This is a genomic window from Amycolatopsis sp. TNS106 (assembly GCF_019330265.1).
GTDB lineage: Bacteria > Actinomycetota > Actinomycetes > Mycobacteriales > Pseudonocardiaceae > Amycolatopsis > Amycolatopsis lurida.
On record NZ_CP024972.1, the window covers coordinates 6,848,397 to 6,862,421 of the forward strand.

14 protein-coding genes and 1 tRNA gene are annotated in these 14,025 nt (G+C 68.8%); 7 read left to right on the plus strand and 8 right to left on the minus strand.

The genetic code is table 11. The features are described from left to right. The first annotated feature begins 22 nt into the window (after nt 1–22). The 4 genes from CVV72_RS31520 to CVV72_RS31535 all read left to right on the plus strand — a co-directional run bounded on the left by CVV72_RS31520 (nt 23) and on the right by CVV72_RS31535 (nt 2,829). Nucleotides 23–499: a Dps family protein gene (locus CVV72_RS31520; RefSeq protein ID WP_034314675.1), complete on the plus strand. Its 477-nt coding sequence runs from the start codon at nt 23–25 to the stop codon at nt 497–499. Nucleotides 500–570: 71 nt separating this feature from the next. Then, a complete protein-coding gene (locus tag CVV72_RS31525; protein ID WP_219147449.1) occupies nt 571–1,944 on the plus strand; it encodes a glutamate decarboxylase in 1,374 nt (457 codons plus the stop codon). A gap of 62 nt (nt 1,945–2,006) precedes the next feature. Beyond that, entirely contained in the window at nt 2,007–2,633 is a 627-nt protein-coding gene (locus tag CVV72_RS31530) for a TIGR03085 family metal-binding protein (RefSeq protein ID WP_219147450.1), read from the plus strand. A gap of 10 nt (nt 2,634–2,643) precedes the next feature. Further along, the gene (locus tag CVV72_RS31535) at nt 2,644–2,829 is read left to right on the plus strand and encodes a 2-hydroxymuconate tautomerase (RefSeq protein WP_034314685.1); all 186 of its coding nucleotides are present in this window, start codon (nt 2,644–2,646) and stop codon (nt 2,827–2,829) included. 13 nt (nt 2,830–2,842) lie between these two features. On the opposite strand, the gene CVV72_RS31540 is transcribed toward CVV72_RS31535, so the two are convergent. Beyond that, nucleotides 2,843–4,687: a prolyl oligopeptidase family serine peptidase gene (locus CVV72_RS31540; protein WP_219147451.1), complete on the minus strand. Its 1,845-nt coding sequence runs from the start codon at nt 4,685–4,687 to the stop codon at nt 2,843–2,845. Nucleotides 4,688–4,726: 39 nt separating this feature from the next. On the opposite strand from CVV72_RS31540, the gene CVV72_RS31545 reads away from it, so the two are divergent. Further along, a complete protein-coding gene (locus CVV72_RS31545) occupies nt 4,727–5,419 on the plus strand; it encodes a class I SAM-dependent methyltransferase (protein ID WP_219147452.1) in 693 nt (230 codons plus the stop codon). A 644-nt stretch (nt 5,420–6,063) separates the two neighbouring features. On the opposite strand, the gene CVV72_RS31550 is transcribed toward CVV72_RS31545, so the two are convergent. From CVV72_RS31550 to CVV72_RS31560, 3 genes are all read right to left on the minus strand, one after another. Then, a tRNA-Pro gene (locus CVV72_RS31550) sits at nt 6,064–6,137 on the minus strand. Nucleotides 6,138–6,166: 29 nt separating this feature from the next. Next, nucleotides 6,167–7,147 (minus strand): metallophosphoesterase, encoded by a 981-nt coding sequence (locus tag CVV72_RS31555; protein ID WP_219147453.1) that lies wholly within the window; start codon nt 7,145–7,147, stop codon nt 6,167–6,169. A gap of 221 nt (nt 7,148–7,368) precedes the next feature. After that, the gene (locus CVV72_RS31560; protein ID WP_219147454.1) at nt 7,369–9,537 is read right to left on the minus strand and encodes a transglycosylase domain-containing protein; all 2,169 of its coding nucleotides are present in this window, start codon (nt 9,535–9,537) and stop codon (nt 7,369–7,371) included. Nucleotides 9,538–9,887: 350 nt separating this feature from the next. Between CVV72_RS31560 and CVV72_RS31565 the strand changes: the two genes are divergently transcribed. Next, on the plus strand, nt 9,888–10,205 hold the full coding sequence (locus tag CVV72_RS31565) for a WhiB family transcriptional regulator (protein ID WP_005166974.1): 318 nt from the start codon (nt 9,888–9,890) through the stop codon (nt 10,203–10,205). Nucleotides 10,206–10,268: 63 nt separating this feature from the next. Here CVV72_RS31565 and CVV72_RS31570 read toward each other — a convergent pair whose 3' ends face one another. The 4 genes from CVV72_RS31570 to CVV72_RS31585 form a co-directional block, all read right to left on the minus strand. After that, nucleotides 10,269–11,399, minus strand: coding sequence for an ArsA family ATPase (locus CVV72_RS31570; RefSeq protein ID WP_219147455.1), 1,131 nt, complete (start codon nt 11,397–11,399; stop codon nt 10,269–10,271). After that, complete coding sequence (locus CVV72_RS31575; protein WP_034314838.1) at nt 11,399–12,403, minus strand: ArsA-related P-loop ATPase; 1,005 nt, start codon at nt 12,401–12,403, stop codon at nt 11,399–11,401. The genes CVV72_RS31570 and CVV72_RS31575 overlap by 1 nt, the downstream gene beginning before the upstream one ends. A 22-nt stretch (nt 12,404–12,425) precedes the next feature. Then, nucleotides 12,426–12,674 (minus strand): hypothetical protein, encoded by a 249-nt coding sequence (locus CVV72_RS31580; protein WP_219147457.1) that lies wholly within the window; start codon nt 12,672–12,674, stop codon nt 12,426–12,428. Nucleotides 12,675–12,780: 106 nt separating this feature from the next. Beyond that, nucleotides 12,781–13,725, minus strand: a complete 945-nt coding sequence (locus tag CVV72_RS31585; RefSeq protein WP_219147460.1) for a triacylglycerol lipase — start codon at nt 13,723–13,725, stop codon at nt 12,781–12,783. 129 nt (nt 13,726–13,854) lie between these two features. On the opposite strand from CVV72_RS31585, the gene CVV72_RS31590 reads away from it, so the two are divergent. After that, nucleotides 13,855–14,016, plus strand: coding sequence for a DUF4177 domain-containing protein (locus CVV72_RS31590; RefSeq protein WP_005166970.1), 162 nt, complete (start codon nt 13,855–13,857; stop codon nt 14,014–14,016). Nucleotides 14,017–14,025 lie beyond the last annotated feature (9 nt).

Genomic DNA, 14,025 nt, shown 5'->3' on the forward strand with positions numbered 1-14,025 from the left:
ATTTCCGAAAGGAAGACCGAAGATGGGCAAGTCTCCGATCAAGAGTCCGCTGAGCGACGCCGACAAGGAGATCACCGGTAACGCCTTGCAGGCCACGCTGGTCGATCTGGTGGATCTGTCGCTGATCGCGAAGCAGGCCCACTGGAACGTCGTCGGGGCGAACTTCCGCAGCGCGCACCTGCAGCTCGACGAGCTGGTCGCCACCGCGCGCCAGTACGTCGACGAGGTCGCCGAGCGCGCCAACGCCATCGGCATCTCGCCGAACGGCCAGGCGAAGGCCGTCGTGGAGAGCTCCGGCCTGCCGGACTACCCCGACAACTGGCAGTCCGTCGAATCCACGGTCGCCGCGATCGTCGACATCCTCGCGGCGCTGATCGAGCGGCTGCGCAAGCGCATCGACGAGACCGACAAGAGCGACCTGGTCACCCAGGACCTGCTCATCGAGATCACCCAGGAGCTCGAAAAGGCGCACTGGATGTGGCAGGCGCAGCAGGCCTGACCTTCCACCTCGTGAGTGGTAAGGACGGTTCTAACCGTCCTTACCACTCACGAGCGGCTACCGTTCGATTCATGGTGCTGCACAAGGGAACCGCGTCCGATCCGGACCGCAAGAGCGGGGCCAACCCGCTGCACGCCGGCGCGTATCCCGCGCTCGCCGCGAACATCCGTCTCCCGCACGACAGCCTCGCCGAAGACCCGCTCCCGCCGGACACCGCGCTCCAGCTGGTGCGCGACGAGCTGATGCTCGACGGGAACGCCCGGCTCAACCTCGCCACGTTCGTCACCACGTGGATGGAGCCGCAGGCCCGCGAGCTGATGACCGAATGCGTCGACAAGAACATGATCGACAAGGACGAGTACCCGCAGACCGCGGAACTCGAGCGGCGCTGCGTGAACATCCTCGCCGACCTGTGGCACGCGCCCGATCCCGCCGCGATCATGGGCTGCTCCACGACCGGTTCGTCGGAAGCCTGCATGCTCGCCGGGATGGCGTTGAAGCGCCGCTGGTCGAAACTGGGCCGCACTGGGAAGCCGAATCTGGTGATGGGCGCGAACGTCCAGGTCTGCTGGGAGAAGTTCTGCGAATACTGGGAGGTCGAGCCGCGGCTGGTGCCGATGGACGGTGACCGTTTCCACCTCACCGCCGACGAGGCGATCGCCCGCTGCGACGAGAACACGATCGGCGTCGTCGCGATCCTCGGGTCCACGTTCGACGGCAGCTACGAGCCGGTCGCCGAGATCGCCGCCGCGCTCGACGGTTTGCGGGAACGAACCGGCTGGGACATCCCGGTGCACGTCGACGGCGCGTCGGGCGCGATGATCGCGCCGTTCCTCGACCCCGGGCTGTGCTGGGACTTCCGCCTGCCGAGGGTGGCGTCGATCAACACCTCCGGGCACAAGTACGGGCTGGTCTATCCCGGTGTCGGCTGGGTGGTGTGGCGCGACAAGGAGGCGCTTCCGGAGGAGCTCGTCTTCACCGTCAACTACCTCGGTGGCGACATGCCGACTTTCGCGCTGAACTTCTCCCGCCCCGGCGCCGAGGTGGCCGCGCAGTACTACACGTTCGTCCGGCTCGGCCGCGAAGGTTTCCGTGCCGTGCAACAGGCTTCGCGTGATGTCGCGACCCAGCTGGCGGACGGGATCGCCGAGCTGGGGCCGTTCGAACTGCTGACCCGCGGTGATCAGCTGCCCGTGTTCGCCTTCACGACGAAGGCGGGTGTCGACAGCTTCGACGTCTTCGACGTGTCACGGCGGCTTCGCGAGCGTGGCTGGCTCGTCCCGGCGTACACGTTCCCCGAGAACCGGACCGATCTCGCGGTGCTGAGGATCGTGGTGCGCAACGGTTTCACGCACGACCTCGCGGATCTGCTGCTCGCCGACCTCCGGCGCCTGCTGCCCGAGCTCGATCGCGGCCCCCGGCAGCGCACCGCGTTCCATCACTGAGCCGGGTGCCCTGCGTCACGCCGGATTTCCCCGAGTCCTACCGGCGCGTAACGTCGTGGGGTATGGGAGTCGCCGGAGACGAACGTCGTGCGTTGAGCGAGCTTTTCGAAGAGGTCGGCCCGGACGCGCCGACCCTGTGCGCGGGCTGGAAGACGCGGGATCTCGCGGCGCACCTGCTGGTCCGCGAGCGGCGGCCCGACGCGGCGCCCGGCATCCTGGTCCCGGCGCTGGCGTCGTACACGCAGCGTGTGCAGGATTCCTACGCGGCGCGGCCGTGGTCCGACGTCGTCGGCAAGGTGCGGTCCGGCCCCGCCTGGTACTGGCCGACGTCGATCGCCGCGCTCGACGAGCTGGCGAACAGCGCGGAGTTCCTGATCCACCATGAGGACGTCCGCCGAGGACAGCCCGGCTGGGAACCGCGTCCGGCGGACGCCACGCGGGACGCGGCGGCGTGGAAGTCGGCGAAGCAGGCCTCGAAGCTCAACCTGCGTAAATCACCGGTCGGCGTGATCCTGAAGACTCCCGAAGGCCGCGAAGCGCGGGTGAAGGAAGGCCCGGACACGGTGACCGTGGTCGGTGAGCCGATCGAGCTGCTGCTGTTCGTCTTCGGCCGCGACGCGGTCCGTCTCACCTTCGAGGGTGACGCTTACGCGGTGGACAGGCTCCGGAAGCACGACCGTGGCCTTTAGAGTTCCGGCCATGCCGATGATCAGTGTTTCGATGTTCCCCGGCCGCACGGCCGAACAGAAGCAGGCCCTCGTACGCGAGGTGACCGACGCCTTCGTCCGCACCTGCGGCGGCAAAGCCGAAGGAGTCTGGGTGACGATCACCGAGATTCCCGCCGAACACTGGGCGTCCGGCGGGACTCTCTTCTCCGAGCGCTGACCCCTCGCCGGGGTCAGCGAAGACCGACCGCCCGCTGCGCGAAGAACACCTCGATCGCGGTCTGCTTGATCGTCTCGGCGATCACCAGCGACCCGTGGCCCGCGTCGAACCGGTAGAACTCGAACGGGATCTCCCGCTTCGCGAGCCTGTCGAGGTAGTTCTCGACCTGCCGGATCGGGCAGCGCGGATCGTTGTCCCCGGCGAGCACCAGCACCGGCGCCGTCACGGCTTCGACGTAGGTGATCGGTGAGCATTCCCGGTACACCGCCGGCACCGTCTCCGGCGAACCGCCGAACAGCGCCCTGTCGAACGAGCGGAGCTGCTCCATCTCGTCCTCGTACGCGGCGACGTAGTCCGCGACGGGCACTCCGGCGATCCCCGCCGCCCAGCGCGACGGCTGGGTGCCCAGCGCCAGCAGGCTCAGGTATCCGCCCCACGAAGCGCCGTTCACCACGCACTTCTCCGGGTCCGAAAGTCCACTTTGGACCGCCCAGTCGTGCACCGCGGCGACGTCTTCGAGTTCGGTAAGGCCGGGGCGGCCTTCGATGGCGTCACGCCAGGCCGACCCGTAGCCGGTCGAACCGCGGTAGTTGACCTCGACGACGGCGAATCCCGCGTCGAGCCACACCGCGCGGTACGCGGAGAAGCGGTCTTCGTCGGCCGAATGCGGCCCGCCGTGCAACGAGAAGACCGTGGGCAGCGGACCTTCCGGCGCGTCGGCCGGACGCGAGACGAGCGCGTGGATCCGCCCGCCGATCCCGTCGACGAAAGCGTCGGTGACCGGTACCGACCCCGGGGCGCGCTCGCCCGGCGGTTCGAGGAGCACCGAGTCCGTGCCGTCCGCCGTCCGCGCCCGCACGGCCGTCGGCTGCGCGGCACTGGACCACGAGTACTCGACGGTGCCGTCGGGCCGCACTCCCGCGCCGCCGATCCGGCCGAGCGGGGTGTCCAAAGAGGACAATTCGCCACTGGCGAGATCGTAGCGGTGCAGGGAACTGCGGCCTTGGTGGAAATGGACGACCAGCAGTGCCCGCGCGTCCTGGTACCAGCCGGCGACCACCTCGCCGGGCAGGTCCAGCTCGATCTCCTGCTCGGTGTCCGCGGCGGTGTCCCAGATCAGGAGTTCTTCGCGACCGCGCCGCTCGTGCAGCACCAGCAACCGCTGATCACCCGCGACCGGCGAGAACTCCAGCGCGCCGAGGCCCTTGCCTTCGCCGTCCCACTTGTCGGCGACCGCCGTGAAGCCGTCGGTCGACAGGACGCGCAGCGCGGGGTGTCGTGAATCACCGTGCTCGGAGTGGGAGATCACGAGCAGCGACTCGTCGCGGGACAGCGAGGCGATCCCGGCGTCGTCCTCATGCTGGTAGAAGGACGTGGTTTCGCCGTCGATATGGGCGAAAAGTTCGGTTCCGTCGTCGGTCGAGACACCGACGGCGACCACCTTGGTACCGATCTCGAGCCCGGCGGGATAGCCGTCGTGGACGCCCGGCACCGCGCGCTCGGCGGCGGCCCCCGGCGCGAACGGTTCGCGGACCCAGGAACCGAATTCGTCACCGTCGGTGTCGTTGAACCACCAGATCCAGCGGCCGTCGGGAGACGGGGTCGCGTGCAGGGTGCCGTTGGGCCGATCGGTGACGCGGCGGTGTTCGCCCGTCGACCGGTCCCAGGAGTAGACCTCCCACACGCCGCTGGCGTTGGAGACGTAGACGTTGGCGTCGGGGGCGTCGATGGCCCATTCGGGCACCGAGATGCGCGGCGCGCGGAAGCGGGCCCGCCACCTGGCCTCGGCTTCGGCGTCGTCGAACAGGCGGTCCGGGACCGCCGCGGACGGATATTCAGTGCCTGGCTGCGTGCTCACCCCTCGATCCTGCCACTCCGGAGCCGTACTGTGTGCGGGGTGCTGGAGGGAAACGCGCCGCGCGCCGCGGCGTCCGCGCGGTTCGCGCGTCAGGCGGTCGAGCGGGCCGTGTTCGCGCAACCGCTGTTCGGCCCGGGGATGGGGTGCGTCGACGTCGGCTGCGGGCCGGGTTCGATCACCCTCGGTATCGACAGCGGGCACAGAAAGTCCACAGTGGACTTTCTGGTGGCGGAGGCGTGCGCGCTGCCGTTCGCCGAGGCGTCGGTGGACGTGCTCTTCGCGCACGCCGTCTTCGAGCATTTGAGGGAACCGGGCGCCGCGCTGGCGGAATTCCGGCGGGTCCTCAAACCGGGCGGCACGCTCGCACTGTCCACATCGGACTGGAGCCGGGCGCGGCTGCGGCCGAAGACGGCGAACGTCGACGCCGCCCTCCGCGGCCACTATCTGCTGTGGCGCCGCGCGGGCGGCGACCCGTTCGCCGGACGCTCGCTGCCCGCCGCGGTCACGGCCGCGGGTTTCGCCGACGTGCGAACGAAAATCCGCTACCGCACGGATACGACATACCGGGCGCTGGCGACCTCCGTGGAGGCGCGGCTGGTGACGGCGCTGGAAACCGCGACGACCCCGGACCGCGATCAGCTCGCTTCGGCGGCCCGCTCGGCGTGGTCGTGGGCGCGCTCGGGCGATGGGGACTTCGCGCAATGCTGGACCGAACTCCTCGCCACCCGCTGAGGCCTGCTTCGTCTTCTCTGGTTGCTCGCTGTCCGGTTGCTTCGGCTCCGCCGCCGCTCGCTGTCCGGTTGCTTGCGCTCCGCCGCCGCTCGCCGTCCGGTTGCTTGCGCCCTCCGTCGGTGTTCCCAATGCCGCATTGGAGACGCTCAGTGTCCCCAATGCGGCATTGGGAACCCCGATTCCGGCGCCCCCTCCGGTTGTCCACACCCACCCGCCGTTGTGGACAAAACCCCCCAACACCCCCGCTTTCGCCCGCCCCCGACGCCCCTCGGCGATACGCTGGACCCGGGGTCGCCCCCCTGGGAGTGGAGGGGGCTGCCTGATGGAGGGGCCTGGCCGATGGCCGGGTGCTGGCCGGTGCGCGGCGGCTGACCGATGGGCTGGGCTACCGGGGCCGGAGGCTGGCGACACGCAGTGGCAGGAGTTTTGCGAAGGCGCTCCAGGCAGGCACGGCCGCCCGGTGTGCGGGGCTGCCCGGTCCGCGGCGCTTAGCGTCGTTCGTGCTCGGTCCGACGGGAACCCCTGTCCTGAAGGGCACCTTTGAGACGCTCAACGTCTCAAAGGTGCCCTTCAGGACATACAGAGCCGGACCAACGCGAAAGAGCCTTGCTCGCCAAAGCGAACAAGGCTCTTTCGATCCAACGTCGGGGTGGCGGGATTCGAACCCACGACCTCCTCGACCCGAACGAGGCACGCTACCAAGCTGCGCCACACCCCGGGGTACTGCTTAACGGGTCGTGGAGAAGTCTAGCGGACGGTGTTCCGGGCTTTACGGGGGGCCGCGTTCCGGCGATTGCCGCTGGTCGTACCCCGTGGGACGAGGGTCAGCAGGCTCGCCTCGGGAGGGCACGCGAAGCGCGCGGGGGCGTAGGGCGACGTGCCCAGCCCGGCGGAGACGTGAAGCCACATCTGGGCGCCCCAGCGGGACGCGCCACGGGCGCGGGTGCGGTCGAGTTCGCAGTTGGTCACGAGCGCGCCGTAGCCGGGGACGCGGAGCTGCCCGCCGTGGGTGTGCCCGGCGAGGACGAGGTCGTAACCGTCGCCGGCGAACTCGTCGAGGACGCGGGGCTCCGGGGAGTGCGTGACGCCGATGCGGACGGCGGCCGCCGTGTCCACCGGGCCGGCGATGTCGGCGTAGCGGTCGCGGCGGAGGTGGGCGTCGTCGACGCCGGCGGTGAACACGTACTGGTCGGCGACCTCGATGGTGCGCCGGACGTGCGTGAGGTCGTGCCAGCCGTGTTCGACGAAGGCCGCGCGGAGGTCGCGCCACGGCAGGTGCTCGCCGTGGATGCGCTTCTTCTTGCCCTTCGGCATGAGGTAGCGCGCGGGGTTCTTCGGCTTCGGCGCGTAGTAGTCGTTGCTGCCGAAGATGAACACGCCGGGCCGCTCGAGCAGGGGGCCGAGTGCGCGTAGCACGGACGGGACAGCCTGCTGATGTGACAGGTTGTCACCGGTGTTGACGACGAGGTCCGGTTCGAGTTCGTCGAGCGCCGCTACCCAGCGTTGCTTGCTCACGTGACCGGGCAGCATGTGCAGGTCCGAGATGTGGAGGATCGTGAAGGGCTTCGCCCCTGCCGCGAGGACCGGGAGCTCCGCGGTGCGAAGCGTCCACCGGCGCCTTTCGATGCCGACCGCGTAACCGAGGGTCGCGGCTCCCAGGGCGACGGTTCCCACGGCCAAGCGCCGTACCGTCGCCCCCGAAGTGCTTTCGTTACTGAGCGTGCTCACAAAGTCCAGTTTACGTGCTCTTCGGTGGTGATCGTTCGCCCCCATTCCGGCGATCTCGGTAAATCGCTGGAATGGCCTCTTTTCTTCACCTTCCGTGGTCGGCGCGGAGTGTCGCGATGAACCGGCACGATCCCGTCGACCGCTGTTCCCCGTTAGGCCGCCAGGCGCTCACTCAAAGTTAGATTCGTGTGACACATCGTAATTTGCGCTGGTGAACATGGTCAGCGTCCGCCACCCATGTACTTCGGGTCCGGCTGCGGCAGCGGCAGCGGCTCCTGGCCTTCGAGGATCTTCGACATCGCCCCGAACCAGGTCTGCGCCGGCGTCTTCCCGCCGAACATGTTTTCGCAGCCGCGGGTGGTCACGTTACCCGGCCCGAGGTAGCAGAGACCGCCGTTTCCACCCTTCGGACGGAACACCATCGCCGCGCCCGCGAGCTGCGGAGTGGCCCCGAGGTATGTCCCCGAGCCGTTGCTCTGGGTGGTCCCGGTCTTGCCCATCACCGGCCGGTTCCACTTGGCACCGCTCGCGGCGCCGAACGACGTCCCGCCGGGCTGGCTGTCCCGGCTCATGCCGACCGCGAGGGTGTTGGCGAGCCCTTCGGGCACCACCTGCTCGCAGGCGGCTTCCTTGACGGGCACCGGCTTTCCGTCCCGGTCGGTGACGCCGGACAGCGGCGTCGGCGGGCACCAGACGCCACCGCTCATGATCGTGGCGCCGACGTTCGCCAGCTCCAGGCCGCTCAACGGGGCGGGGCCGAGGGTGAACGAAGCGTTTCCGGGCCACCCGGGCCGCGGGCCGAAGGCCTGAAGCTGGCTGGCGTTGGCGCCGGGGTTGTCGGACTTCGGGTCGACGGCACCGCCGCCGAGGTTGCTGGCCATGGTGTCGCGCATACCGAGTTTGCGCGCCATCTCCACGATCGGGCCTGTGCTCCCGACCTTCTCTTCGAGGGCCACGAACGCCGTGTTCGGCGAAGTCGCCAGCGCCTGCTGCATCGACATGGTCCCGCCCGCCGGGTTGTAGTCACCCGCGTTGCCGAGGCAGTACCAACGCGAGCGCAACGGCGGCCCGGTCGGGGCGCACTTGGGGCCACCACCGGCGAACACGTGGGAGGTGTAGAAATCGGGCACCGGAAGGGGGGAGTTGATCCCGGCGACGCCCGCTTCCAGCGCCGCGGCGGCGGTGAAGACCTTGTACGCCGACCCGGCGCCACCGGTGTTGTAGACGCCGGAAGGCAGCGCGAACGTCGTCTGTCCCTGGTCTTCGTGGAGCCCGTAGTCACGGTTCGCCGCCAGTGCCACGACTTCGTGCCGTTGCTTGCCCGGCTTCACCAGGGAAAGCGTGTTCGCGACGTTGTCCTGGGTCTTCTTGACCTGGGCTTCGGCCGACATCTTGGCTTCGTGGTTCGCCCGTTCGTCCAAAGTGGTCTTGATCTGGTAACCGCCGGTGTAGAGGTCGTCCTTCGTCATCCCGGACTTGAGGAGATAGTCCTCGACGTACTGGCAGAAGAAACCGTTCTCCGGACCGGCGCCGGTGCAGTTCGACGCGGGCTTCTGCGGGCCGCCTTCGACGACGCCGAGCGGCTCGGCCTTGAAGCGTTCCGCGTCCACCTTCGCGAGCTTCTGGTTGTCGACCATGCGGTCCAGCACCAGGTTCCGGCGCTCGGTCGCCTTCGCGGGGTTCTTCCACGGGTCGTTGACGATCGGGTTGTTCACCAGACCGGCCAGCAGCGCCGCCTGCGGCACCGTGAGCTTCTCGACTGGCGTGTTGAAGTACGCGGTCGCGGCAGCGCCGACGCCGTAGATCTCGCGCGAGAACTCGACGACGTTCAGGTAGCCGGTCAGGATCTGCATCTTGTTCAGCTTGGTTTCCAGCTGGATCGCGATCCGGGCTTCCTTCAGCTTCCGGGCGACCGACTGTTCCTGTGCGCGCTTCTGCCCCGGCTTGTCGTCCCGGTAGACGACGTTGATCAGATAGTTCTTGACGTACTGCTGGGTCAGCGTCGAAGCGCCCTGCGTGTCCCCGCCGGTGCTGTTGCTGACCGCGGCGCGCAGCGTGCCCTTCCAGTCCACCCCGTTGTGCTCGTAGAAGCGCTTGTCCTCGACCGAGATCAGCGCCCACTTCATGGCGTCGTTGATCTGTGTCTCGCTCGTCGGGATGCGGAACTGCTTGTACAGCGTCGCGATCTGCTTGCCGGTGTTGTCGGTGATCGTCGTCACCAACGGCGGCGGTATGTCCGCAAGGTCCGAAGATGTCTTGTCGACGGTTTCGCTCGCCTGGTTCGACAACACCCCCGCGGCGCCCGCCACCGGGAACAACATCCCCGCGACCAGCACCCCAGCGAGCACACACAGGCCAATGAGCTTCAGCAGACCGTCCGTTTTGCGCACGCGGACCAGGGTACGCGGATCCCGTTAGCCCACCGTGACGTCACCTCGCTGTCAGTGGGGATTCGGTCACGAAATCGACCCCATGAGGTGACTTTCGGTAACGGCAGGCATTCTAGGGCTTGGCGGGGGGAACCGAGGGCCCCTACAGTCCGTCAACGTCTCACGTATGAAAAAGCCGACAGACGGGTGAGTGCGAGCGGCAGTCGCATTCGACCGAACGGAGGCACCGGCACCGGGGAGGTGCCGGCTCAACCGACGTGAGCACAAAGGGAGACACGCTCATGGGGGCAGGAGCGCAGGCTTTTCGTCCCCCCGTGGTGTGTCGAACACCAGGGTAGGGAGCTGGGGGTATGGAAACCAACCAGTCGAGCTGGCGAGTCAATGCGTCGTGCCGCGACACCGATCCGGACGGTTTGTTCGTCCGGGGGGCGGAACAGAACCGGGCCAAGGCGGTCTGCCTCGGTTGCCCGGTCAGGACGGAATGCCTCGCCGAAGCGCTCGATGGCCGGATCAACTTCGGCATCTGGGGAGGTATGACCGAACGGGAACGGCGGGCGCTGCTGCGGCGGCGGCCGGACGTTTCCAGCTGGGCGGACCTGCTTGAAGCGGCGAAGCGCAGTTTCACCGGGATCGACGAAGAGGAAGACGTACGCGTCCGAGTCTCGTGATCATGGCTTCGTGAAAGGCCCCTTCCCTGAGTCCAAGGTAGGGAAGGGGTCCTTCACGGAGATTCAGGACTGGGTGGCCAGACGCGTGCCGATGTCGCGCAGGCCTTCGAGATCGTGCACGTCACTGGGGAGCGCGGGCACCCGCACCAGCGGGACCTCGGGATGCGCCCGCGTGAACCTGGCGAGCAGCCGCGTCTCTCGATCGGCCAGCGCGACTCGGTCCGCGTGCAGGCGAAGGACGGCTTCGGCCAGCGGAGCGCTGGCCCCGCCCTTCGCCAGCTGCTCGGCGGCCGCGATGGCTTCGGCGCTGGACAACGGCGCCAGCACCGGGTGCGTCCGGTTCGCGACCAGCCCGGCCAGCGGCATGCTCTCCTCCGAGAGCCGCTCCACGAAGTAGGACGCCTCGCGCAGCGCGTCCGGCTCCGGCGCGGCCACCACGAGGAACGACGTCCCGCCGGACCGCAGCAGCTCGGCGGTCTTGCGCGCGCGTTCGCGGAAGCCGCCGAACATGCTGTCGAAGGCCTGCATGAACGCCGAAGCGTCGGTCAGCAGCTGGCCGCCGATGATGGTCGAGACGGCCTTCGCGAACATCGAGAACCCGGCGTTGACGACCTTGCGCAAACCCCAGCCGCCCGCTTTGGCCGGACCGGTGAGCAGCCGGATCATCCGGCCGTCGAGCGCGCTGGAAAGCCGCGTCGGCGCGTCGAGGAAGTCCAGCGCCGACCGGCTCGGTGGCGTGTCGACGATGATCAGATCCCACTCGTCGGTGGCCGCGAGCTGCCCCAGCTTCTCCATCGCCATGTACTCCTGCGTTCCGGAGAACGACGTGGAAATGGTCTGGTAGAAGGGGTTCTGCAACAGCTGCTCGGCGCGTTCCGGGCCGGCGTGCACGCGCACCATGTCGTCGAAGGTGCGGCGCATGTCGAGCATCATCGCCCAGAGCTCACCCTTGGGCTCGAAGCCTTCGACCTGCACCTGCTTCGGGTGGTTGCCCAGTTCCCGCAGGCCGAGCGCCTGCGCCAGCCGCCGGGCCGGGTCGATGGTGAGCACCACCGTCTGCCGCCCGCGTTCGGCCGCGCGCAACGCCAGCGCCGCCGCGGTGGTCGTCTTGCCGACCCCGCCGGATCCGCAGCACACGATGACCCGGCTTTCCGGATCGTCGATCAGGCGGTCGACCTCCAGGATGTCCGACATCAGCGCACCCCCTGCTCGGTCAGCGCTTCGGCGAGGTCGTAGAGCGCCGCGACGTCGACCCCGTCGGTCAGGTCCGGCAGTTCGAGGCCCGGCAAGTCCGCTTCGGCGAGTTGCTCGCGGGCGCGCTGCTCGGCCGCGACCCGCACGGCGTGCTCGACGGTCTCCTCGACCAGCGCGTCGAGGGTGCTGTCGGGCAGGTTCAGCCCGGCCGACGCGAGGCCGGCGCGGACGCGCGAGGCGTCGACGCGGCCGTCCGCGGCGGCGGTCACCGAACGGGCGGGCAGCCGCGGCGGGCGGACCCGGTTGACCAGCACCGCGCCGGGGCGCAGGTCGGCGCCGTCGAGTTCGGCGACCGCTTCGACGGTCTCCCGCACCGGCATCTCTTCCAGCAGCGTCACCAGGTGGACCGCGGTCTCACCGGAGTGCAGCAGGCGCACGACCCCGTCGGCCTGCCCGCGGATCGGGCCGGTCTTGGCGAGATCGGTCAGCGCCTTGGTGACGTCGAGGAACTTGACGACCCGGCCGGTGGGCGGCGAGTCGACGACGACGGCGTCGTAGGTGTGGCGGCCGTCCGATTCGGTGCGGCCGACGCATTCCTTGATCTTCCCGGTGAGCAGGACGTCGCGCAGACCCGGCGCGAGCGTGGTCGCGAACTCGATCGCGCCCATCCGCCGCAGCGTCCGCCCCGCGAAACCGAGGTTGTAGAACATCTCGAAGTATTCGAGCAGCGCCGCCTCGACGTCGATGTGCAGGGCGCGCAGTTCGCCGCCGCCGGGAACGGCGGCGATGCGCTGCTCGGCGTACGGCAGCGGCTCGGTGTCGAAGAGCTGGGCGATGCCCTGGCGGCCTTCGACCTCGATCAGCAGCACCCGGCGCCCGCCTTTGGCGAGCGCGAGGCCGAGGGAGGCGGCGAGCGTGGTCTTGCCCGTCCCGCCCTTACCGGTGACGAAATGCAGCCTGGCTCTCGCGAGTTCGTCGGTCCAGCCGGCAAGGGATGTGCTCACCGGTCCCACCCTAATTGAGCGGTCAGCCCGCCAGCATCATGACGCCGAGCGCGGCCGCGACCACCGCGACGACACCCCAGGTCAGAGCGCCGGGCAGCACCGTGAGCATCACCACACCGAGCAGGAGGAGGACCACGGAGGCCACCGCGCCGGTGATCGCGACCGTCGACGAGCGGTCCGTGCGGTCCCGTGCCTTCGCCATCAGGACCAGCACCAGCGGCAGCCCGGCCGCGGCGAGCAGGACGGTCGCGACCACACGCCAGGTCTCCATGCGGGTGACGTTAGCGCGTGGGTTAGCACTGTCCAACGCGCGTGAAGGCCCCCTTCCCTCGACTCAGCCGAGGGAAGGGGGCCTTCACGCGCGTTGGGTCGTTGGGTCAACTCCCGATGGGGGTGGCGGGCACGCAGGGGACCGGCTTCGCGTGCGCCGGGTCCAGCGCGTTGAGGACGTGCCCGGCCGCGTTGCGGTCGGCGGCGACGCCGGCGTGCTCGGCCAGGTCCAGCACGCAGCTGTCCTGCAGGACGATGTTCTTCACGTTCGGTCCGGAGCCCATGCCGCTCGTGTACGGGACGACGGCTTCGTCGTAGCGGGTCATGATGTTCGTGTAGGTCACGCCCGGCTGGAAGACGCCGTTGCCCGACCGCAGTTTCGTGAGGAATTCCGAGCCGCGCAGGAACTGGCGGCATGAACCGCAGGCGGGATCGAGGATGCCGTTGAACCCGGGCGCGAGCCCCAGCGCGACGGCGAGCGCGTACAGATGAGAGGCACCGAACAAGGTCGTGCCGTCCCAGAGCGGGGTCAGGCTGACGTACTTGTCCACTTTGGACGCGCCACCGAGGAATTTCACGTAATAGGAAGGCATCAGTGTGCCTTCGGAATGGCCGAGGAGGTCCACCTTGGACGCGCCGGTCGCGCCGAGCACCTTGTCGACGAACGCCGAAAGCTCCTTCGCGCTCTGCTCCATCGGCAGGAGGCCGCCGGGCTGGTAGATCGGCAGCGGCTTCCCCGGGACCCCGTAGGTCAGGGAGAAGACGCAGTACCCGTTGTTCTTGAGCAGCGGGGCGAAGGTCTGCCAGTTCACCGTCTGGTTGGCGCTCAGGCCATGGGTGAGCACCACCGGATTCGGATGAGCCTCGCTCGGACGGCAGTCGAAGTCGTTCGCGCCGGGTGGCGGGCCGCCGGGATTCGCCGCCTGCGCGGGCAGCGCCGCGGCGAGGGTCCACGGGACGGGGAGGTCCTCCTCGGCGTTCGCCGGTGAAGCGCAGATCAGGGCAAGGGCCGCGGCCAGGAAGGTGGCGGCGAGGGACTTCGTCGTCCGCATGTCGGCGTCCTATCTACTCCCGAGTAGGTGTGAAGTGAACCACATCGACGGGAATTCGGCGAACCGTCCGCGAGAGGGTTTTCCGCATGTGTGTCGGGCGCGCTTGCCGGTTTGGCTACGCTCCCGGGCATGAGCGCCACCAAGTGGGAGTACGCGACCGTCCCCCTGTTGATCCACGCCACCAAGCAGATCCTCGACCAGTGGGGAGAGGACGGCTGGGAGCTCGTCACCGTGCTCCCGAACCCGACCGGCGAGCAGCACGTCGCCTACCTCAAACGAGCGAAGAACTGAGGGATTGAA